We start from the raw sequence: 22166 nt of genomic DNA on the forward strand, positions 1-22166 counted from the left end.
ACTCAGGGATTTTGGGCATGGCGGGGGTGTTGGGGTTTTGGTTTGGGTTTAGTTTCGCAAAAATGGGGGTGTTGGGAGCGATCGCACTCGCGTCAAGACACCGTTGCGTTACCCGCATCAAGGATACCTCGCAAAAACTCGACTAATTCAGCAAAGCTATCGGGGTTATTTTCAAGCAACCATTCTGTAAGCATGATTGAGTGTTTGGTTTTCCTAAACTTGACCCGCACGAACGATAGCTCGGCAAACAGCACATCGAGCAGTTTGGCTGCGTTAATATTTTTGTCAACGTATTGGGGATTTGATAGCTCCTCTGGAGTAGCATCTTTAGAGAAACAATCCTTCTTCTCCTTCAACTTATCTTTATTGCTTTCCAGCCTTTCTCGAACAGCTTCGCTGGTAAGATCGTGTTCTCGTCCCGCATCGTCTTGATTGAGAACGGCTGCTATAGCATCGGGATGCAGCAGGTAATTTTCATACATACACCTTTCGAGAAAATGAACTGCTTCCGAGCTTCTTTTCTGCAAATCCGCGCGATCCTGTTTAGTTCTATTTTCCCGGTCAAACACAAATCCAACAGCAGGAGGGTACAAATTATTCCCACCGCTGAGCCGTTGGTATAGGTCAAACATAACATCAACAAAGTGAGCTTTCTTTCCCAATAAATCCCCCGTGTTTTTGATGCTGACAATTTTAGTTCCTGTCAAAAGTTCGGGAGCTAGCTCGGACAATACGAGCGGGAAGCACAGTTCCTCGGTCGGCCCTTCCACCCACAGAATGCTATCGGCACCGAAAACATCAGACAAACTCACCCCCAGTTCAGCTAGAAGAGAGCGCTGTTCCCTAATATCTCGCGCATTCATCGTTGATGCTTGGGTTTGGCCATCCTCATATCGAAGCTTCACGATAGTTGAGGGATTGGCAGCAGCAATAATCTGGGCCGAATGAGTGGCAATAAAATATTGGTGCTGCGGAAACTCTTTGAGGATTTGTATCAGCTTCTTGGCAGCGCCTGGATGCAAATAAGATTGGGGTTCGTCAATAATAATCGGTCTGGATTCTGGGGAAGCCAGTATCGCGTAAAGAATCGCCAGCACTTGACCGGTGCCAGTCCCGCAGTCTGACAAGGAAAATGCCAAATCCTTTCTCTTGCTTTCGGCGGCTTTCGCGGGCCAAAGCAATATTTCAACAGGGTTGGGTTCCCGAGAGTGCTGCTTCGATAGAATTTGAGTTGAAACTGACGCGAACTGAGGAAACATGGTAGAAACATAGTTATTGAAACGCTCGTACAGCTCTTCTTTACCTCGCGACTCTAATAAATGAATAACTTCGGCTAGGTTTGAAGCCCTTGGATTAAGCTCTTCATTGTTTCCCACAGAGCATTTTCCAATGAACCGCTGGGCTTGAAGTTGGGAAACGCAGTTTCTGAATACGTGAAAAAGTGTTACGAAAAAATCTTCACTTGTATAGTTAGAGTCTATTTCATTAGTTTCTTGGTAAAATGTAAAACGACCGCTTTCGTCTTTTTTAATAAGATTTCTGTTTCGGTTCCTTGAAAATCCCGACCAGATTTTACTTGGTTGGTAGTATGTTAATTCAATAGCCGGATCTAAATCTTTGATTGAAATGTTATCCCGGTTTACTGAATTAGCTGTTAATTTTGAAACACTTAACTCTACATCATTGGGATTGTCCATCCAATTTTGGAATAAAACAAGCACTTCGGATGGGGGTAAGAACGAATCGCGAGCAGAAGATAATTCTACATAGCAGTCTGCTGATAAATCATCGAAGAGGCGATGAATTTCTGCTTTTGTGAAGATTAAAGTTAATTTAGCGGTAGATTCTCGGTTCGGCGTTGAATTGGGTTGCGGGAAAGTTTCGATAGTGCGGTGCGGGCTTGTCTCAAAGCTCAGGCTCAAAGCTTCCAGCAGCGCTGTTTTTCCTGAATTGTTGGCTCCCACAATAATGTTGATGCCAGGTTGGAATTCTAATACCCCAGAATCCTGGAAGGATTTGTAATTAAGTAACTGGAAACGGGAGATGTACATAACTGTGTTTTTGAGGAAACGATACTTGAGCGCTCCGAGCCTGTGCGGTAGCGAGGCGGGCCGACTACATTTTAATCCAAACACAAACACAGTCTGGTTGGAGTAAAAAAGCGATGATTGTTCACATCGGTACTTCAGGTTAGAATTACGACCCTTGGCAAGGTGTGCTTTATCCCCACCAGCTACCGCCTCGCAAAAAGTTCGATCGCTACATTCAGCAATATCAAACAGCCGAAGCTAATAGCAACTACTACCGAAGAGATTAACAGCAAGAATGAAACGACAAGGGCGATGCTCGGGAAGCACAGAACGATCGACCGCTCGCGGAACCATAATTCCAGCATTCGAGATCTCACAACAAATCCCCTCTGATTGTTTGCAGCCTAAGTTTCAGGCATTTCGCATCTAAAAAGTAAAAAAAAGATGCTTCAAATTGGCGGACGATTTAATCGTCTTTTACCAGGGAGTTCTAAAACTTTCCTCTCTACAGGATTAAGTTGAAGGATAGAATGCGATCGCTTGCATCAAATTTCAAACTATAATCTAGGGGTACACTTTACTTTCCAAGCATGGGTCGTATCAAATTTAGCCTCAAAAACTTATGATAATGGTCGATAAAAACCTTCTTGAAGTAGTAGCTCTAATGATATTTTTGCACGTTCTTCCATTGGTATTATAGGGGAACGGATATAACGATTGACAAGCTCTTGAACCTCTAAATCTCCAATGTTTTTTAAATTCATTGTTCTAGGCTCTAACAGCTTCCAACAATGAGATGTAGTAGTATATTTTTCAGGTGGAAAAACCTCTTCAAAATTTCTGTTTTCCCATTCACTAGCTGGGAATACAATACTACTAGAAAACATTTCCTCAGTTTCAGGTATCACCGCTGTGCATCGATTGGCAAAAGTGACAGGAGTTCCAAATACAGAGCAACTGTATTTGAGAGGTGTACCTACATATCCAACGGTGACAAGTCCACTAGCAATTCCTATATGAGGACAGAAATCAAGTGCATCATGTTCGCTCATCCATCTAGCTGCATTTATTGCCTCTTCAAAGGGGTCATTAGAACCAAATTCTTTAGAAAAAACAATCATGATCTCATCGCCTATATACTTGTCAACAATTCCATGAGTGTCTTGAAGAGCTTCAGCCGTAATCCAAGCAAAAAAGTTATTGACAAAAATTAGTATTTCTGTTGAAGATAGCTCTAAGGTTCTTGCTGAAAAATAGGAGATATCAGAATATAGGATGGTAGCTTCTATTTCCCTGCCTTTTACAGCGAAAGTGGCACCAAATCCATCGTCGAGTAGACCATCCACTGTAAGAGGACTAGATATTAGATAATCTTCCAGAGAGTTATAACGATAAAAAACCATATTTTACACGTCCAGGTTTAATGATTAAATACTTCAAAATTTTTGACCTTTATGCGCCTAAGCAACAATAGCTTATGTTAAGATTTATACATTTCGATATACTAAAATAGCGATTAGCAGTGAAATAAGAACAATAAAAATTGAAAAGATTAGCAGCCATAAGGCTATCCTAAAAAACATAAATTTTGTTGATGCTATCTCTGAATTGATAGTAATTTGACTTGCTATATCTAAATCTTCCTTTCTATAAGGTTTTTGTACTTTACCTTCAAAATATAATCGATTCATCGCATCTAATAACTCAGTAGAATCATATTTGTTAAGGTTATTAAAGAAGTAAAAATTATCACTATCTTTAAGTGGAAATTTAGAGTTTCTAACTGATTTTGTTCTTGACCAAACAAAATGATCTATATCAGTCTTGGGAAGAAAAGATACAGAGCAAATTAGCGAACTGATACACAGTAAGAACATTGAAATTAATAGACCATACCGAAAAAGGTTCGGTATGGTTGAGGCTGTACTGAGATAAGTGATAATAGCAGTAATTGCAGCACTGCAAAATGCCAATAAAACTGCATTTTTTGCTTCAGCAAACTTGAGCCAATCGTTAACTATTTGGAAAATACAAAGGAGTTTGTCAGTGATTATCATAAAACCAGCCATAGAGCTTACCTTAACTGTCTAATGTTACTAAACTTGAGCAGAAAGATTTACCATGTTTTTCACACCAATTACTACCTAAACTATAAGCAGTATCAAAATCAAAGCGGCTGTCATTTGAAACATCCTCCTTTTTCCAAAGTTCGATTTTCTTGCCATTGGGACAGCCGCAAGAGTAAGTAGCTCTTTCGTCTTTAAGATTCGAGAAAAATCTCTCTGAAACCCAAAGCTTATTAGCTGTAGACAGACTAGCTAATTTCGCTGCCATATTCACAGGTTTTCCAGCCCAAACCTCATTTTGTCTATCTGTTCTGCTCTGATAACTTTTTAAACCAAATTTGCGAACTAAAACAGTCTTTTGGTCAATTCCAAAGTGACCACCAATATACTGATCAGTAAGCTTTTCAACTTTTGGTGTAAAATGCTCATAAACAAATGTTTTAAATGAAACAGTTGCAGCGAGAGCTGAATAAGGTTGACCTCTATTAAATAGGCTAAAAACCCCATCTCCCTTAATATCAATATATGCTGCTCCAAACTCATGGAAGATTCGGATTGCTGTTTCTGTGAAAAGTCTGTAAGCTTTTGCAGTGGTTCTATCATGTAACCTAGCACTAAGTTTTGTAGATCCCTCCATATCTACGAAACAGCAAATAACATCTGGAATTTTTAACCAGGTAGTAGGGTTCTCAATTGGTATTTGAGGCGTATCTGGAATTTGATTGCGATGGGTGATGGATGGTATTTGACTAAAATAGTTTAGTTCCTTCTCAATTATTTTCTCAATAGAAAGTGGCATTTTACCTTCTACCGTGGAATCTTCTTGAAAGAAAACATTTTTTACATCATCGGATAAGCTCATAAATTCCTCAAGCATTGGCAATTGCTTGTTTCAAAGGTCACTTACAAATCAAACTAAAGCTCTATATCGTCATAGAGAAAAAATATACTATGGTTAAACTGTAACCAAACATAAAATATTACAGCTAGTGCGGATTACCGAACTTTATTGGACAAATGCGCTAAACGTAGTGTTTCGTACCTAATTCACAGTCTTTTTATTTCTTTTACTCAATCACTGCTGCACTAATTAATTTAGAAAAGCAGAAACCTTGTATCAGTACCAAGTATTCAATTACGCCCTACTGATAACTTGAGGGCTAACTCTGTATAGCAGTCGCCAAGGCGGAGTAATGGAATGAGTTCGATCGCCCCTCGCTGTAGGTTGGGTTGAGCCTGTCACGTCCTTGCTTATAAATCACTAGATAACGTGAAACCAAACATGACTCGATTGGGCGATCGCGATCGCCCCTCTATAACCAAGTAAACCTTGAGACTTAACATCTGCACTACCGAGCTTCTTGAAGTATCTGGCAACTGGGAATAGCTCGAAGCCCACCTTTTCATAGGTGTGACGGGCTGGAGCATGGCCAGGATCGCCCCCAGTCTCAACCATAGCAATAGACATCCCCGCATCTTTCATCCAACCCAGAGCAAATTCTATCAAAGCGGTGCCAATCCCTTGACCTTGAAAGTCTGGATCGACAGCAACCATGTAGATTTCACCCATGCTGTCCCAAACGTGTAGTTTCACGGCTACAAAGCCCACAGTAGAATCTGCATCAATAGCAAGCCATACATTCGTGTCTTCCGCAGCACAGACATTCTCCACAGCTTTTTGTTGGCTCACACGCCAATGATTGGGATAGAATGCCTGGTAAACATCCGCGTTCATCGCGTTCTGAATCGAACTCGGACATCCCGATCGCCGATCGCACCCAACTCAACATCACTCAACACTTTTGCTTCCATCCCGTACAAATCATTCAGCACCGCCTTGACGTTCGGAAACGCAAAATACTCTGTCAGCTTGCCAATACGGTAATTAAAAGCTTTGTACCGATGCTTGAAGTACAGTTCCACATTCCCCCGGTGTTCCCACAGTCCCAGCAAATTGACGGTCACATCCGAGTAATGCGCTTTCACATCCCGCTGCACTTCGGCGATGCGTTCGGAGATCGATCGAGTTGTCACCCCAATTTTATAGAAGCAGCTTTCGTCAGCTTTGACTTCCACAAAATAGAGCGCGTTCACCAAAATCCGACGAAGCTGTGCTCGATAAATCAGCAAATCAGCCCGTCGTTCTTCCAAACAAGATAAACCCGCAGCTTCCGCAATCTCTACAGAACCTTCCAATGAAGCCAGCTCCGACACCAGCAGCGGTTCTTGGACTTGGTTGAACAGCGCCAGGGGAAGAGCGGCGACGGGGATTTTGCCCAAGTCGGTAAACTGATAAGAGCGATCGCCCGACGACTCCACCAATCCTTTGAGTTCCCACCGAAAGTTTACCAAGTCTTTGGGAATCGATCGCTTTTGTGTGCCGTACTCTTTCCACAGCACTTTCAATTGCTCTAATTCCTCACCTTTAAGTCGCACGTTGAAGTTATCGTAGAGGGGAAGCGATGGAAACGCTTTGGTTTTAATCCGCTGCGAAACGGGCTTGCAAGTTTCCCCGGTGTGCGCGAAGTGATGTTCTTTCACGGAACCCTTTTTCGCTGTGAGGGAGCCTCCGCAGTAGAGGCAAGCGAGGTTAGTTTTTCCGCGCACAGCTTCATCAATGCCCGTCAGTTCGCCACTGAGAGCAACACCAAATTTAAGCCACATAGTCAAAAGTTCTCCTAAAAGCAGGTTTTCGTAGATGCACCTGCTCCACACGATCGAGAATTGTAACAAATCCAGGGGTGAGAACTTCTGGCGGGCGTGAGTAAAGCGATCGACACTCGATGCTCTTGATGCGTGACTTTAATCCTTGCATCCACCAAAATCTAAAATCTAAAATCTAAAATCTAAAATTGCTCGTCACCAATCGGGAATTTCTTCAGTCCGAGTTTGATAGGCCTTGTGACAGTTGCTCTCTCGCTAACGGCACAGCGGGCAATTCCTGCTCTAATCCGCTACTTGGTTCAAGACGGGACTGGACAAAATTAGCCCGTTCCTTCGCTGACCGTCATACAGCCCGATCGCACAAATTTGTTGGGTAAGCACGATTATGCTTTGCTTCGGCTGCTGTGGGGTAATGCTTTGAGACGAAACAACGGGGGCTGCGACCAACAAGCCGTTACCGAAATGCTTGACTCTAGGTTTTGAAGGTTTTTACTGGCTTATATTAGGGATTTCTTGAGGCGGGTCGGCAACTGGCTGGCACACAAGAGCTATTTTTTAGTACAGTGATAACAACTATTGCTATTCGCTGTTATTAATGAGAAAATCAGATAGCGCAAGTTACAGGAGGACTCAGGCATGAATGTGTCTTTGACACCGGAGCTAGAGCAGTATGTCCAAGAAAAAGTCTCAAGCGGATTATATTATTCGGCCAGCGAAGTTATTCGTGAAGGGTTGCGCCTGCTGAGAGAACGAGAGCAATTTCAGCAAACTCGCTTACAGGAATTGCGACTAGACATTCAGGCAGGGTTAGTTAGCGGTGAGGCAACTCCCCTGGATATGCCAGCAATCAAGGCAAAAGCGCGGCAGCGTCGTCGGCCGAGACAACCTCAGTAATGAATGTTTATCTTCGATCGTCCTGAAACACCCACGCGCCGAATACGAGAAAGTTGGATATTTGGGAATACATCGCTTTCTGGACAGTCTCGATCAAGCTGACGAATTTTTAGAACACGTTAAGGGCAAACTGCAATCTAAAATCTAAAATTTATTGACCATTAACAACAAAAATGAGCCCAAAAGATAAATCTGCTGCATGATAACTCAAAACATTCTCCAATACGAATCTAAAATCTGGGCAACGGCAGATCTGCTGCGAGGCTGTGGCATTAAAGAGTCGGAATGGCCATCATACATGATGCCGTTTTTTGCCCTGGTGATGATTGAAAGTCGTTTGGTCAGGATGTTTGATCAACTAAAGGCAGAAATTGGTGAAGAAGCGTTAGAGGATATTTCTCAAGAAGATTTAATCGAGCTAATTCAGGATAAAGGACAGGGCTATAACGGCTATATTTTTGAGAAAAACCAAACTTTAAAGGATATTTGCCAGAACGATAAATCCTTTGATATTGATTTTGAGGCATACCTACACGGCTTTGACTCGGAGACGAAAGATTTGTTGGGAGTAGATGCTTCCGAGGGGGAGAAGTTTCTTGATATTAAAGGCATCATTGCCAAGCTCAAAGCGAAAAAGGTGCTGTTGGGCTATACGAAGGAATGGAGCGGCATTGACCTCAAACCTTTTGACAACTCAGCAATTACGACACTAGAAGAACACATCAAACGTCGTTGGGCAGACATTTCAGCAGAGACAGCCGGGGAACAGTTCACACCAGATGATGTGATTGGGCTGATTGCTGAGATTATCGCCTCTAAGATTGACGATTCGGATCGCCTGTTGAAAATTTATGACTGCACCTGTGGTGGCGGTAATTTGCTATTTGGGGTGGAAGACCGGATTAATGCCAAGGTGAAGCGACTCACCCAAACCTTTGGGCAAGACTGGAATGATGCGCTTTACGCCTTAGCCAAGATTGAAAGTCGGTTTCGAGTAGATTCTAAGATTGAGCATGGTAACACGCTCACAGATGACAAGTTTTATAACGATGAATTTGATGTGGTGATTGCTAATCCGCCTTATGGGGTGGACTGGAAAGGGTTTAAGAAAGACATTGAGAATGACAAAACTGGGCGGTTTGAGTATCTGCCGTCTATTTCAGATGGCCAATTGCTGTTTATGCAGCATTTGATCTCCAAGCTGAATGCGCTAGGTATGGGAGTTGTGGTTCATAATGGCTCGACGCTATTTAGTGGCGATGCAGGTTCGGGAGAAAGCAATATTCGGAAATGGATGCTGGATTCGGACATTGTAGAAGCGGTGATCCAGTTGCCGACAGATGAGTTTTTTAACACTGGTATTTACACCTATCTCTGGGTACTGAACAAGAATAAACCCGTCAATCGCCAACATCGCATGATGTTGATTAATGCCAGTGAAAAATTTAAGCCCCTGAAAAAGAGCAAGGGCTCGAAGCGGAAAGAGGTGGATGCAGCTAGCCGCTTAGAGATTGTGGAAACTCTGGCTCGATTTGTGGATAACGATTATGCACGTGTATTTGATAAAGAGTTTTTCTATTTCAATAAGCAGGCGATTAGGCTCACGAATGTGGATGAGCAAGGCAGAACTTTCGCCAGTCATCTCAAAGATGGCAAAACCAGTCTGAAGCTGTCCCCGCTGAAGTTGGAAAACGGGGAACGGACGTTAACGAAATTTATGATTACGGAGTATGACTCTGAGCGGTTTGGCTCGTTGGTTGAGGCGTATGAGCAAGATATTAAGCTGTTTGTGAGTTCGCTGGACTACAAAGAGCAGCCGTTGATGGTGACGACGGAAAAGGCGCTGTATAGCTTTGATGCTGACCAAGAAACGCTGATAAAAGAGGGGTTGGGTAAACGGGAGGCGTTGGGTTGTGGCCAGATTGTTGTGAAGGCGGCGTTTAAGAAGAGCACGAAAACCCAGGTAGAACGAATAGAAATTACGGTGGAGCTAACACCGGATTATCAGAAGGATTATGAGATTATTCAGTTTCATCGAGATGAGGCGAAAAACCGGGCAGAGATCGAGGCGTTTCTAGCGAAGTATATTACCAAGCCGTTTGAGTATTTAGAAAATGTGGTGGGGGTAGAGATTAATTTTAATAAGGTGTTTTATAAACCGGAAAAGTTACGAGATGTAGCCACAATCTTAGACAAAATTGCGACTCTTGATAATGAATTGAAGAGGCTTGAAAAGGAGTTGGTGGTATGAAAAGTGAACTTAATAAAGCTGTGTCGATGAAAGATAGTGGTATTGAGCGGTTAAGCGAAGTGCCTGAATATTGGGAAGCAAGGCGACTAAAAGATATCCTTACATACACGAAAGGATACGCATTCAAGAGTGAGGATTTTGTTGATTCTGGAACACCTGTTGTAAAAGCAACTGACATTAAACAATATCGCATTCTTGAACCAACAAGTTTTATTAATTCGTCAACTATTGAAAGCTATAAAAAGGTTTTACTGAAAAAGAATGATATTGTTATTGCTACTGTAGGTAGTCAACCTAATATTGTAGATTCTGCTGTTGGACAATTAGCACGCATAGATGAAAAAACGGCAGGGTCTTTATTAAATCAAAACACTTTGATTATTAGGATTAAAACTAAGAGAATAAGCAATAAATTTATATATTACATTTTGATTTCTGAATTTTTCCGGCAGCATTTGAGTTTAATTGCTCGGGGCACTGCAAATCAATCCAGTATCAAAGTTTCTGAAACTTTAGAATACCTTTTATTTTTACCACCTTTTGATGAACAAGAAGCGATCGCCCACTACCTCGATACCAAAACCGACCAAATAGATCGCAAAATTGACCTACTCACCCAGAAGGCAGCGCTATACGGCAATCTCAAGCAGTCTCTCATTAATGAAACTGTGACACGGGGGCTTGATAAATCTGTGCCGATGAAGGATAGCGAGATTAAATGGTTGGGTGACGTTCCTGAACATTGGGATATTAAGAGGCTAAAAGACGTAATTGAAAATCTTGAGTCTGGTGTAAGTGTTAATGCTGAGAACTTACCTGCTCAAATTGATGAGTATGGTATTCTGAAGACAAGTTGCGTGAATAAATACGGTTTTAATCCAATTGAAAATAAAACCATATTGCCTGAAGAAATTAGTAGAGCTAAGTGTAGCCCTCGTCAAGGTAGTATCATCATCAGCAGAATGAATACACCTGAATTGGTTGGGGCCAGTGGATTTGTTGATAAAGATTACCCAAAGCTATTTTTACCTGATCGCCTCTGGCAAACTGTTTTTCATCGCAATCCCAGAATAAATTCTAAATGGCTGAGTTATCTGCTATCAGTAACTCGATTAAAAGAAGTCATTTCCTTCTCTGCAACAGGCTCAAGCCCAAGTATGAAAAACCTTGCACAAGAGGATTTCCTGTGTATAAAAATTTTTACCCCCCCTTTGTCCGAACAAAAAGCGATCGCCGACTACCTCGACACCAAAACCGCCAAAATTGACCAAATTATTCAAATTATCAACACCCAAATCGAAAAACTCAAAGAACTGCGTAAAACCCTGATTAACGATGTTGTCACAGGCAAAATAAAGGTAGTCTGACCTATGAGTGAACTAAACCTGCAAGACAAATTCCTCATCCCCTTTTTTCGAGAAAGTTTAGGCTACCAAGAAGTTAAAGCCAACACTATCACCAATTCCCTAATTATCGAAGAAGACTTACAAGCCTTCATTTCAACCACCGAACTCAACCAAAAGCCCTACGAGTCACTGCTCAAAAAATATAGCGGCAACGCCCAAAAACTGCTAGCAGATCTAATCGAGCTAATCCAAGAGCGCATCGCCAGCAGCCGCAACATGGCATTATTTATCAACGCCAATAAATCCGTTACCCTGCAAGGCATCAAACTCCACCTATTTTACCCCGACGACAGCGTAATTCACGACAGCAGCCTCTTTGCTCAAAACATTTTCTCTGTCGTTCAAGAGCTGCCTTACAAATACCACTATCAAGGCGAACAAATCTTTTCCTTCCGTCCAGATATCTGCCTCTTTGTCAATGGCATTTACCTCGGCTACAGCGAATTAAAATCTAACCTCAGCAACCAAACCGCCCGTAAAAATGGACGGGGTAAAGTCATCAAAAACTATTTTGGTGCTGTGCGAGCCTATCACGATGCCTTTGATAAAAATGCTGACATCAGCGACAAAGACAAAGACTGCTACCGCAAAGACTTCCTCAAAATTTTTGAAAAAGCCATTCACATCACCACCACCGACATAGCCGAAACCTACGTCATTCGGACGCTCTCTGACTATTTTGACGACATCCTCACCACCTGCCGCGAAGGGAAGTTCGATCGCGAAGAGTACGAAAAGAAAGTTGTCAAAGCTTTCAAACCCTATCCGCTTCTAAACCCTGACGGTGACAAGAAAGGCAAACTCAAAGAACTCTTCACCGCCCACTATGGCAAAAGCTTCATTGAAAAAGAAATTCTCTACTACAATTTCATTGAGCGGGATGTTTATGTTGTCAATGGAAAAAAGGAACTCAAGAGCGAAATTGGACACCTGATTTCGCCTCGCCCCAAACAAAAATTTGGCACGGATAAAATTCTGGCTAAAATTGACGAGTTTTTGGAACATGAAGCCGAAGACGACTACTTTATTCACCAGCTAGAACAGCAGTTAGCCCACGTCTCCACCGCCAAACGTCACGAACTAATCGAAAAGCGCAAAGCTTACGAGAACAACAAAAACGTTTATTCTCTTCTGCTGCAATATGCCGCTGGCTTTGGTAAATCCAACATCATTGGGTGGACAGCCCTGCAACTCAAAGATTTACGTCGCGACGGTGAATATGTCTACGACAAAATAATGATTGTGGTCGATCGCCTACAACTCCGCAGCCAGATCGACTCGAAAATGCTCAACATGAACATTGACAACCGAATGTACATTGAGGCCAACAACAAAAAAACCTTCCAACAAGCGCTTCAGTCCGATACCCGCTTAGTAATTGTCAACCTGCAAAAATTCGGAGCTGTGGAGGAAATACTCGACTCCGACACCCTACAAAAACTCACCCAACTCCGCATCGTCTTTCTAATCGACGAGATCCACCGCTCCAACAGCGGCGAGCAACACGAAGAAATGGTCAATATCTTTGACCAACTGCAAACCCCCTTTGACAAAGAGGATCAATACAACCAAACCCGCACTAAGAAAAACCTGATTATTGGATTTACTGCTACCCCCGACGATCGCACCCTGGCACGCTTTGGCGAATTTAGTGGCTATGCCGAAAGTGAAAAACTCTGGGTTCCCTTCGACTCCTACACCATGAAAGAAGCCATTGAAGATGGCTTTATTCTCAACTCCCTCAAAAATATTGTCCCCGTCGCCTCTAAAATGCTATTCGACCTCCCTCGCAACGAACTAGAGGGCTTCACCGAACCTAACTACAAAGACGCTGATAAAAAGCAAATTTATGAAAACCGCGATCGAATTAGTGCGATCGCCCAATATGTTGCCGATTTGCTGGTGAAAGATGTCTATCGGCAAATCCGAGGCACAGGGAAAGCGATGTTAGCAGTATATTCGATCAAAGCGGCGATCGCTTACAAACAAGCTGTAACACAAAATTTTAACGAACTAATTAAAGAGCAGAAATATGCCAAATATGCCGATGCTCCCATTCATATTGTTTACTCCAGCAGCCAAGATGAACAAAGTGCAACCGGGCTAAATGATGGACTCACAGAAGAAAAAGTTTTAGAAAGCTTCGCTCTCAAGAAAAATGGCTTAATTATTGTTGTAGCCAAGTTGCAAACAGGGTTTGATGAAAAAAGATTACACACCTTATTCTTAGATAAAGAAATTAAGGGCATTGCTGCGATCCAAGCGATCTCGCGGGTGAACCGCACAGCCAAATATAAAAATGACTGTAAAATTGTGGACTTTTCCTATAACAATGTCAATGTGCAAAATATCAAAGACGCCTTTGAGCATTTTTCTGATGTTGTTGTTAGTGACTTTGATCCTTTCAGCGATGAACGAGTTTTAGACATTCTGTTCGCTGAGCTAAAAAAGTCTGATGTTTACCAACAATTCTTTAATATCTTCCTGAGAATCTTTAATGATGATGCAAAGCGGAACAATCCTGCCAACTATTTTGATTTAGAGAGCAGCATTGAAAAACACATCAATGCCAACCCCAATCATACCGCTGATACAAAAACAAAAACTGCCCAATATTTCACCATTCTCAACCGTATTGAGTATGTGATTGCTTTAGATAAGAAGTATAGCGAGCCTAGTTTTCTAGAATTTTTGCATCTGTTCAACACCCTCTACAATAGATTGTACCGTATTAGTGAGGTAAAAGATGCGATCGAGGTTTATTTCGATAATCAAATCGGTATTATCGAGGTCGAAACTCAAGAGCCAGAGGCAAAAAATAATAGACTAACCAAGGTTGCTAAAGCTAAAGAGCCTAGTAGTACGGTATATCAATTTGACATTCTAGCAATTATCGAAGCCCGTAACCAGCAAGAAGATTTAAAGGGAGAACTAATTAAAGAATTTGAATCAAAAATCAGCGACTTATTTGAATACGTGCGGAATTCTGACAACGGTAAACGTTTGATTGTGAAAATTAAGTCAAATGTTTCTGAAGCTGAGAGATATGAGGAGTTCGGCAAAATTTATCGTACTTACAAAGCTTTAAATCGCAGAAAAGTAGGAGAGAACTTTTTTAAAGAAACTGAAGACCTGATTGATAAGCTTTGCGATGATTTTGAAATGACGGTTCGTAATGCTAATGAGCAGAGTATTTAAGCACTAAGAGTGTCTGAGTCAGGTTGTTATGGAGTAATGCCGTTAGTGCGATCGAAATTCCCAAACTTAACATCGGCAAATTCGATCGTACTAACGATTGATTCCATAGTTTACTCATGATTTATCGCCAAGGAGTTTTGCTATCAGCCACCAGTAGTTAGCTGATAGCAAAATGTTTAGAAATCAAGCATTTGAAACAAAAATCTGTTTCTCTGCTTCAGAAACAAAAAATGCGAGTATAATTATTCCACGTTTACCCAAAAATCAGCCGTGACAATTTGACCATTACGATTGAACTGCCCCCAAAGCTTATATTTTCCTGGTTGGGGGAAACTGGTCATAAAGTGAACCTCTCCTGCTGGAGTATCTTTCAAGGCATGAGCATGAATATAGTCGGCTTTTGTCAACGGTGATGACTGCTTGAGGATAACTAAGTGTCCTCTTTCGCCTAAATAGGGCTGTAAATCCTTCAGCGGTTGGTTGCTACTAGCATCTTGCAAATTGAAAATTAAGTTAACTCCTTGTCCTGCTTTTATTTGAGGTTGAGAAAACGTGAGGTTAGCCTTAGTATTTCCCAAAGTTTTGGTGGTAGCCATGTCAACTTTCGATCGAGCTAAAGCTTGACCCGGAACTTGCATTTTTAAGACAGAAACTTGTTCTGCATTTTCGGCGGGTTTGTAATCGCTGAACAGCGTGTAACCACCTGAGCCGGGAAAATCAGTTTGAACTTCAAAGCGTCCATTTCCTTTATAGGTGGGGTGAATATGATTGAAATATTGGAGATTATCGCTAACGACAATCAGGTGCATTAATTGTTCTTGGAATTTATCAAAATCAGCAATAGACTTTCCCTCTTTGTTTTGGACTTCAATTACCAAAGGTACGAGAGTTTTGGGCGCGATATTGGAGGAAACTGTCAGCTTAGCGATAGCATTCGCAGGTTCGGCCTCTGAATATCCCGAAGGACCACCATCATGATGTTGTTCTCCCGCGTCATGGGTTTTGGAATCCTCCATATTATGACCCTCATGAGGATTTTTATTAGCTGCTGATGTTTTGGAATTATCCATTACATGACCCTCGTGAGAACTGGTATCTGCCACTTGTGAGCCAGAAGAAGTTGATGTTTCGCCAGATTTCGTGCTTGAGGGTGAGAAGCAACCTTGAACTAGGATGAGAGTTGAAGTAATAGCAATTGCAGTTAAAAATGGCTTCATTGTTTTGTCCAGTTAGTAAACTTGAGGTTGTCTATTTATCAGGGGTTCAGACTTTGCTGTTCTCGTTTGGAGTTTCTAGTTAAGGGCATTCTTGTAAATGAATCCTCTAAACTACTGATAAACTCCACCGTTAAGATGAATATTTAGGATTGGCGGCTAGCCAAAGCTAACCGCTGGCAGGAAAAAAGACTAAAAGGTTTACACGGATGGATAGCCAGCCGCAGCTATTGCTTCTTTGATTGCTGTTTCGGAGGCTTGAGTTTCTATGCTGACAAGTTTGGTTTTTGGATTGGCTTGAACCGAGGCAGTAGAATCAAGCGTTTGAATAACTTTGGTGATAGCATTCACGCAAGCAGAACAAGCCAGTTTAGGAACAGTTAGTTGCAGTACCATAGTTTTCAATTTCTAATCGATGGTGATTAATGGGTAAACTTTGTTGAGTAAATCAATCGTGAACTTACTCAACCTAATAACAGCTTAAATTCTCCATTCGACTGGAGAGTCAAGGGGGTAGCGAAAGAATATTGACAAATTTTTTCAGAATAAATCGACATATAAGTAGGTAGGCAGGAAAAATTATCTTTATGTACCGAAAAGCTTAGTGTGGTGATTGGATTTAAATTTAAAACGTTGGGTACGGTAGTTTTTTCTTTCTCCTCTATCTAACTTCTACTCCCTGAATTACGACGTAGGCAAGCTCTAGCTCATTGTCAAATATTTGTCCGGCTAATTCATCTTTTTTAATGTGTTGCAACTCTAATATTTAGGCAGGCAGAAAATATATAAACCCTGATTTTTTCTTGACCATAACTGTTGAACTTGCCTTAATCAGTGTATGGGGCCGTTGTCTTGAGCGATATTATTTTTTGATAAAAAACCAGTGTGTCAACTTCTCTAACCTCCGTTGACACACCGATCGAAACAATTAAGTTATAGAAGAATTTACTTTTTTTGAATCAGAGGACAAATGATGGAATCAACCTTTTCTAGTAAGGTGGGCGAACCTGAAAGTAATCCTTCCAACTCTAGTTTGAGGATAAGTAGTTGCTGCATTTGTAGATCGATAGCGAGCAGTTTATCTTGCAACTGGACTTTGATGTGTTCACAAGGCAACTCTCCCCCATCGTGAACCGTCAATAATTCTTGAATCTCGGCTAAAGTTAATCCCAAAGTTTGGGCGCGTTTAATAAACCTTAGCCGAGTCAAAATATCAGAATTAAATAATCTATATTTCCCTTCGGTTCTGCCTGATGCCTTGATTAAACCGAGTTCCTCATAGTAGCGAATGGTTTTGATCGGTACGCCGCTTTCCTTCGCAACTAAACCAATGAGTTTTTGCTTTTCTTGAACTAACATACTCATTTCCTCTACTGAATCCAACTCTAAGCTTATGATAAACTATCCAGTGGGATGGAGAGTCAAGAGGGGCTAGAAATTTTTTTGAATGCCTGAGTGGCGATCGCCTGAATGTCGCAACTTTGGGTAGCAGTAGGCGTTTGGACAAACCATTCGAGCGATCGCACTTGGTTGACGGTCAGTTATTTAAGGCTTGAGCAGCCATTTCATCTGGGTCAGAGACGTTAGCGGCTTGCACTTCTATGGTACCGCGAAACATATTCATGCCACAACTAAAAGTGTGGTTTCCTACGTCTTCGGGAGTGAATTCAATGGTTGTTACTTGATTCAAAGACAAATCGGTAGCAATGCCAAAATCGGGAATCAGCACTTTCGCTAAACAAGCACTAGAAGTTTCACGTAAAAAGTGGAGTTGAACGGGTTTACCTGCTTTAACTACCAGATGATTGGGCGTGTAGCCTTTGTTAACAATGATACTCACTTTCTGGATGCCCTGGTCAACAGTTGGATTGATTTGCATAGCTTCAGCGTCAATTATTGTTTCAGGCTGATGTGTTGACATGGATGAATTGAACTGGGATTCTGTTAGTGTTTGAGGTTCCTCGAACCCCGTTGATTCAAGTTGTGGGTCTTCGGTGGCGATAATTTCGCCTCGAAACATATTCATGCCACAGCTAAAGACATAACTGCCAGCTTTTTTAGGTGTGAATTCAACAGAGGTTACTTGATTCAGATGCAAATCTGCTGCAATATGAAAATCTGGAATTAAGACTTGTTCCAAACAACTGCTAGGATCTTGGCGGTGAAAGTTAAGACGCACGGGTTGTCCAGCTTGCACAACAATGCGGCTGGGTTCATAGCCACCATCAACGGTGACGGTTACTTCTTGAATTCCTCCACTGGCTGTAACTGCTTTCTGAGATTTGGGTTTGCTAAGGAGAAACCACCAAAGTTCTAAACTAATTAACCCGATTCCAGCCAAAGTAACTAAAATCTTGTTACTTAAGGGTTGTTCAATGCGCTGAAACTGACTTTTTTGCTGTGTTTGAGTTTGGTGTGTTTCATGGGTATTTTGCGCTATTCCTTCACCAGATAACATTCCTAGTACAACCCCCAGACTAGCAATAGTACCGATAATTGTTGTTTTGCCGATCATTTGAAAACCTCCTAAAAAATACACAAGATTATGGGAGTAAGAGCGGGTTTTGAACAAAGGTATTTAGTGAATTTCCTTCGTGATTGACTAAACCCGCGCTATCGTTCGATGTTTCATTCATCAGAGTGCAAAAATAGGCTACGTTAACACTCCAAAAATTGAACCGGAAATTACCCCAAGCAGAAATCCAAATCCTGCTAATGTTCCTAGAAATGTAAGTTGCTTGTTCATCATTATTCCCTCTTAAGCACGAATCAAATTAGCCAACATTTTTGGGTCGAAAGTTACGGAGACGCAACGCATTTGTTACTACAGAAACGGAACTAAATGCCATTGCTGCCCCGGCAATAATTGGATTGAGGAGCCATCCAAAAATCGGGAAAAGAATTCCGGCGGCGATCGGAATGCCTGCCACATTGTAGACAAAGGCAAAAAACAGATTTTGTTTGATGTTTTGGATCGTAGCGCGAGACAGTTGGATGGCAGTAACAATGCCTTGTAAGTCACCAGAAATTAGAGTGATATCGCTAGCTGCGATCGCGACATCTGTTCCTGTGCCAATTGCCATGCCTACGTCAGCTTGAGCAAGTGCAGGTGCATCATTGATTCCATCCCCCACCATTGCGACAATTTTTCCCTCTGCCTGAAGATTTTCGATTTGAGCGACTTTTTGATCGGGACGAACTTCTGCAATAACTCGTTTGATGCCGACTTCCTGCGCTATGACTTCTGCCGTGCGACGGTTATCACCTGTTAGCATTACCACTTCTAATCCCATCTTTTGTAAAGTGCGAATTGCGACAACAGAAGATGGTTTTACGGCATCGGCAATGCCCATAATTCCTTCTACTTTGCCATTTATGGCAATCCAGATAACCGTCTTACCGAGATATTCCAATCGATCCCACGGTGGCTGCAAACTACTGGTATCAATTCCCAATTCGTTCATCCAACGATGAGTTCCAATTTGCACCGATTGATTGGATACATACCCTTGCACACCACTGCCTGCGTGAGCCTCGAACTCCCGTGAATCCGTCAACTCCACTCCTTGAGATTGGGCATATTGCACCACCGCTTCTGCCAGAGGATGTTCTGAATTCCGTTCGACGGATGCAGCGAGGCGCAGAAGTTTTAGCTCGTTACCATTGGCGGTACCATTAACCGTTATAAAGTCCGTTACAGTGGGTTTACCTTGGGTAATCGTGCCTGTTTTGTCTAAAACAACAGTTTGCAGTTTGTGCGCCAGTTCTAAACTATCTGCACCTTTAATCAAAATTCCGTTTTCTGCCCCTTTACCTGTACCCACCATGATCGAGGTTGGCGTGGCTAAGCCAAGCGCACAGGGACAAGCAATAATCAGCACGCCCACGGTGGTAATCAATGCCATTGTGACGTTGCCCATGATGTTGTACCAAATGATGAAGGTAGCGATCGCAATGGCAATCACAACAGGGACAAACCATCCCGTAACGCGATCGGCTAATCGCTGAATCGGTGCCTTGGAGCCTTGCGCTTGCTGCACCAGTTTAACGATTTGCGCCAAAAACGTATCTTTACCCACTCGTGTGGCTCGGAATTTGAAGCTTCCAGTCTTGTTAATAGTCGCTCCAATCACTTCATCACCAGGCTGCTTTTTCACGGGTACACTTTCACCCGTCACCATTGCCTCATCAATCGTTGAGGAGCCATCAATAATCTCGCCATCCACGGGAATCTTTTCACCCGGACGAACTAGAATGACATCTTCCAACACTACCTCAGCGATGGGAATGTCCACTTCTCGTCCATTACGAATTACCCGCGCCGTTTTTGCCTGCAAACCCATAAGAGAACGAATTGCTTCTGAGGTTTGTCCCTTAGCGCGGTTTTCCAACAGTCGTCCTAGCAAGAGCAATGCAATAATTACAGATGCCGCTTCAAAGTACACATCTGGTTTAAGACCCTGACTGATAAACCACTGGGGAGAGAAGGTGGGAAATAGAGAATAGAGGTAAGCTGCCCCTGTCCCGATCGCTACTAGCGTATCCATTGTCGCGGTATGACGCTTCAAGGCTTTCCAGGCATTGATGTAGAAAGACCTACCCGCCCAAAACAATACTGGAGTAGTGAGTACAAGTTGTAGCCAGGGATGGTGCAGCCACATGGGAATCAAGGGAATAGGCAATCCCGTCATCGCAGGCAGCGAGCCAATCACGATAACGGCGCTGATAATACCGCTAACCCACACCTTGCGGGTCAAGTCCTGATTTTCACTTTGCCGCGCCTGCCGTTCTGCATCATCTTCTGGGGCAAGTACATCATCTTGCATCGGCAGAGCAGAATATCCAGCCGCATCCACGGCATCCTGAATCGCTGCTACATCAGTTTGGCTGGGATTATAGGTAACGCTGGCTTGTTCAGCTCCAAAATTAACATTGCACGTCTCAACTCCCGGAACTGAGCGGATTGCCTCTTCGATGTTACTTGCACAAGAGGCACAACTCATGCCTCGCAGTTTCATAGTGGCGTTTTCCATACAAAATCTCCTTATTTTCATCCTTAAAATGGGTCTGAGAAATCTTTAGTGACAGGTAACGGGATAACCTGCCACTGTAATTGCCTCTGTAATGGCGGCTTCAGATGCTTGAGTTTGGATATTGACCAGTTTGGTTTTGGGATCTGCCTGAACATTTGCGGCGGCATCTACTGTCTTGATGGCTTTGGTAATGGTTTCGCCACAAGCTGAACACGCCATGTTAGGGACTTTTAGCTGTAGTGTCATGGTTGTATTTTTCCTTTCCTTTGAGGGGTTAATCCTATCTTGCAGTATCCAGTCCACTGGAGTGTCAAGGGGGAATGAAAAGAAATTTTTGAGAACCTCTAAAAAGGAGAAATCAACACCCTGGACACCATGATCTGCTGTCTCTTGAATCCCTAGGGCGTGTTTTCAAAGTCGGTGTATCCTAGATTGGGGCGCCGATCGCACGCAGGGAGTCATGCTTCCCTTCAATCAAGGCCAAGTGTGGACCTGTCCCTTCTGCGCCAATACGGTTCAGTTAAGGGCTATGCAGTGCTTAAAACAATAAATACAGGAGGATTCATTATTATTCCAGTACCTCTGTGTTTAACTTGTTTAGAGCGAAATTTTGAGACAGGCTTTTTCACAACTCTTGGGTTGTTTCTATGAACCATTTCAGGTAGAAGTTGGTCAAGTATCTCTAAAGTTAACCAATTCAAAAGAAGAGAATTTCTTGTGGTTGTAACCGCTGGAATTTTGGCAGAGCACGACGAATCACTCGTAATGTTCCAGTAAAAGACAGACGCAATGGTGAAACACCGGCACTGCTTGCAGCTTGAAAAATTAATGACCGTACAGCTCTTCGGTCCTAGTAGTAAACCATAAATTTCTTGTACCACTTCTTTCGGTCTTTGAGAACGAATATGAGTTTTTCTTCCCAATAAATGTACTTTGACTTCATCAATAGTATTCTCGACTTCCCAACGTTGATGATATTCACAAGCAAGTGACTGGGCTGGAAATTTTTCAGCGTCCAACAAGCTCGTAATTAAACGATATCTAATTTGTGTGACTGGGTGTTCGGGAGCCTCAATTGTGTACTCAATTACTCTTACCTGTATGGGCTTAAATCTTTTTTTTCTTAGTTTGCCTGATGGATAAATCTTTCCTCAAATATGAACCATCATCTAATAGTGTTTGGTTTAAGAATTTAACGTTGGATGGAATTCGCACTCTTCTACTCACAACCTTTACTGACTGTAGCTTCTACCATCGCATAAGAATGTAAGCCTCTATCCCACATCAATAGCATTCCTGGCGTTACTGAGCGTAACAACTTTAACGCTCTTACTCTTTCTCCCATTTTATATGGACACATTAAGGCATCAAATATTAAATGTGTTCCTGCCTCTACCGCAATCGCAGATT

The 22166-nt window shown here is 42.3% G+C and carries 17 protein-coding genes and 1 pseudogene; 4 read left to right on the top strand and 14 right to left on the bottom strand.

Features of this window, described 5'->3' with window-relative positions; all coding sequences use genetic code 11:
• Positions 1–92: 92 nt before the first annotated feature.
• From QUB33_RS05630 to QUB33_RS05660, 7 genes are all read right to left on the bottom strand, one after another.
• Positions 93–2051, bottom strand: a complete 1959-nt coding sequence (locus QUB33_RS05630) for an AAA family ATPase (RefSeq protein WP_333348415.1) — start codon at positions 2049–2051, stop codon at positions 93–95.
• 182 nt (positions 2052–2233) lie between these two features.
• Entirely contained in the window at positions 2234–2407 is a 174-nt protein-coding gene (locus tag QUB33_RS05635) for a hypothetical protein (protein WP_333348417.1), read from the bottom strand.
• Positions 2408–2650: 243 nt separating this feature from the next.
• Positions 2651–3433, bottom strand: a complete 783-nt coding sequence (locus tag QUB33_RS05640; RefSeq protein ID WP_333348420.1) for an adenylate/guanylate cyclase domain-containing protein — start codon at positions 3431–3433, stop codon at positions 2651–2653.
• A gap of 84 nt (positions 3434–3517) precedes the next feature.
• Positions 3518–4099: a Pycsar system effector family protein gene (locus QUB33_RS05645; protein ID WP_333348424.1), complete on the bottom strand. Its 582-nt coding sequence runs from the start codon at positions 4097–4099 to the stop codon at positions 3518–3520.
• Between the two features lie 10 nt (positions 4100–4109).
• Positions 4110–4973: a hypothetical protein gene (locus tag QUB33_RS05650; RefSeq protein WP_333348427.1), complete on the bottom strand. Its 864-nt coding sequence runs from the start codon at positions 4971–4973 to the stop codon at positions 4110–4112.
• A gap of 384 nt (positions 4974–5357) precedes the next feature.
• Entirely contained in the window at positions 5358–5831 is a 474-nt protein-coding gene (locus QUB33_RS05655; protein WP_333348430.1) for a GNAT family N-acetyltransferase, read from the bottom strand.
• Positions 5828–6760 (bottom strand): GIY-YIG nuclease family protein, encoded by a 933-nt coding sequence (locus QUB33_RS05660; RefSeq protein WP_333348433.1) that lies wholly within the window; start codon positions 6758–6760, stop codon positions 5828–5830. Before QUB33_RS05660 ends, QUB33_RS05655 begins: the two co-directional genes overlap by 4 nt.
• 636 nt (positions 6761–7396) lie before the next feature.
• Between QUB33_RS05660 and QUB33_RS05665 the strand changes: the two genes are divergently transcribed.
• The 4 genes from QUB33_RS05665 to QUB33_RS05680 all read left to right on the top strand — a co-directional run bounded on the left by QUB33_RS05665 (position 7397) and on the right by QUB33_RS05680 (position 14509).
• Positions 7397–7654: a type II toxin-antitoxin system ParD family antitoxin gene (locus QUB33_RS05665; protein ID WP_333348436.1), complete on the top strand. Its 258-nt coding sequence runs from the start codon at positions 7397–7399 to the stop codon at positions 7652–7654.
• A gap of 199 nt (positions 7655–7853) precedes the next feature.
• Positions 7854–9905 (top strand): N-6 DNA methylase, encoded by a 2052-nt coding sequence (locus QUB33_RS05670; RefSeq protein WP_333348438.1) that lies wholly within the window; start codon positions 7854–7856, stop codon positions 9903–9905.
• Positions 9902–11272, top strand: a complete 1371-nt coding sequence (locus tag QUB33_RS05675) for a restriction endonuclease subunit S (RefSeq protein WP_333348441.1) — start codon at positions 9902–9904, stop codon at positions 11270–11272. The genes QUB33_RS05670 and QUB33_RS05675 overlap by 4 nt, the downstream gene beginning before the upstream one ends.
• A 3-nt stretch (positions 11273–11275) precedes the next feature.
• On the top strand, positions 11276–14509 hold the full coding sequence (locus tag QUB33_RS05680; RefSeq protein ID WP_333348443.1) for a DEAD/DEAH box helicase family protein: 3234 nt from the start codon (positions 11276–11278) through the stop codon (positions 14507–14509).
• 242 nt (positions 14510–14751) lie between these two features.
• Here the strand turns inward: QUB33_RS05680 and QUB33_RS05685 are convergent, their stop codons facing one another.
• The 7 genes and pseudogenes from QUB33_RS05685 to QUB33_RS05715 all read right to left on the bottom strand — a co-directional run.
• Positions 14752–15726 carry a hypothetical protein gene (locus QUB33_RS05685; RefSeq protein WP_333348446.1) on the bottom strand — a complete coding sequence of 325 codons (975 nt, stop codon included), beginning with the start codon at positions 15724–15726 and terminating at the stop codon, positions 14752–14754.
• 198 nt (positions 15727–15924) lie between these two features.
• Entirely contained in the window at positions 15925–16119 is a 195-nt protein-coding gene (locus tag QUB33_RS05690) for a heavy-metal-associated domain-containing protein (protein ID WP_015211780.1), read from the bottom strand.
• A gap of 549 nt (positions 16120–16668) precedes the next feature.
• Positions 16669–17082, bottom strand: a complete 414-nt coding sequence (locus QUB33_RS05695) for a heavy metal-responsive transcriptional regulator (RefSeq protein WP_333151733.1) — start codon at positions 17080–17082, stop codon at positions 16669–16671.
• Positions 17083–17260: 178 nt separating this feature from the next.
• On the bottom strand, positions 17261–18238 hold the full coding sequence (locus QUB33_RS05700) for a cupredoxin domain-containing protein (protein WP_333151735.1): 978 nt from the start codon (positions 18236–18238) through the stop codon (positions 17261–17263).
• Between the two features lie 259 nt (positions 18239–18497).
• Positions 18498–20756: a heavy metal translocating P-type ATPase gene (locus QUB33_RS05705; protein ID WP_333151737.1), complete on the bottom strand. Its 2259-nt coding sequence runs from the start codon at positions 20754–20756 to the stop codon at positions 18498–18500.
• 45 nt (positions 20757–20801) lie between these two features.
• Positions 20802–21002: a heavy-metal-associated domain-containing protein gene (locus QUB33_RS05710; protein WP_333151738.1), complete on the bottom strand. Its 201-nt coding sequence runs from the start codon at positions 21000–21002 to the stop codon at positions 20802–20804.
• A gap of 451 nt (positions 21003–21453) precedes the next feature.
• Positions 21454–22158 (bottom strand): annotated as a pseudogene (locus tag QUB33_RS05715) (transposase); the annotation flags it as partial.
• Between the last annotated feature and the right edge of the window lie 8 nt (positions 22159–22166).

Source organism: Microcoleus sp. B3-A4 (assembly GCF_036705385.1).
In the GTDB taxonomy this organism is placed as follows: Bacteria; Cyanobacteriota; Cyanobacteriia; order Cyanobacteriales; family Microcoleaceae; genus Microcoleus.

Bases quoted from the DNA above. Each gene is read 5' to 3' on its own strand.
- QUB33_RS05630 (WP_333348415.1), bottom strand. From the start codon at position 2,051: ATGTACATCTCCCGTTTCCAGTTACTTAATTACAAATCCTTCCAGGAT.
- QUB33_RS05640 (WP_333348420.1), bottom strand. From the start codon at position 3,433: ATGGTTTTTTATCGTTATAACTCTCTGGAAGATTATCTAATATCTAGT.
- QUB33_RS05645 (WP_333348424.1), bottom strand. From the start codon at position 4,099: ATGGCTGGTTTTATGATAATCACTGACAAACTCCTTTGTATTTTCCAA.
- QUB33_RS05650 (WP_333348427.1), bottom strand. From the start codon at position 4,973: ATGCTTGAGGAATTTATGAGCTTATCCGATGATGTAAAAAATGTTTTC.
- QUB33_RS05655 (WP_333348430.1), bottom strand. From the start codon at position 5,831: ATGAACGCGGATGTTTACCAGGCATTCTATCCCAATCATTGGCGTGTG.
- QUB33_RS05660 (WP_333348433.1), bottom strand. From the start codon at position 6,760: ATGTGGCTTAAATTTGGTGTTGCTCTCAGTGGCGAACTGACGGGCATT.
- QUB33_RS05665 (WP_333348436.1), top strand. From the start codon at position 7,397: ATGAATGTGTCTTTGACACCGGAGCTAGAGCAGTATGTCCAAGAAAAA.
- QUB33_RS05670 (WP_333348438.1), top strand. From the start codon at position 7,854: ATGATAACTCAAAACATTCTCCAATACGAATCTAAAATCTGGGCAACG.
- QUB33_RS05675 (WP_333348441.1), top strand. From the start codon at position 9,902: ATGAAAAGTGAACTTAATAAAGCTGTGTCGATGAAAGATAGTGGTATT.
- QUB33_RS05680 (WP_333348443.1), top strand. From the start codon at position 11,276: ATGAGTGAACTAAACCTGCAAGACAAATTCCTCATCCCCTTTTTTCGA.
- QUB33_RS05685 (WP_333348446.1), bottom strand. From the start codon at position 15,726: ATGAAGCCATTTTTAACTGCAATTGCTATTACTTCAACTCTCATCCTA.
- QUB33_RS05690 (WP_015211780.1), bottom strand. From the start codon at position 16,119: ATGGTACTGCAACTAACTGTTCCTAAACTGGCTTGTTCTGCTTGCGTG.
- QUB33_RS05695 (WP_333151733.1), bottom strand. From the start codon at position 17,082: ATGTTAGTTCAAGAAAAGCAAAAACTCATTGGTTTAGTTGCGAAGGAA.
- QUB33_RS05700 (WP_333151735.1), bottom strand. From the start codon at position 18,238: ATGATCGGCAAAACAACAATTATCGGTACTATTGCTAGTCTGGGGGTT.
- QUB33_RS05705 (WP_333151737.1), bottom strand. From the start codon at position 20,756: ATGGAAAACGCCACTATGAAACTGCGAGGCATGAGTTGTGCCTCTTGT.
- QUB33_RS05710 (WP_333151738.1), bottom strand. From the start codon at position 21,002: ATGACACTACAGCTAAAAGTCCCTAACATGGCGTGTTCAGCTTGTGGC.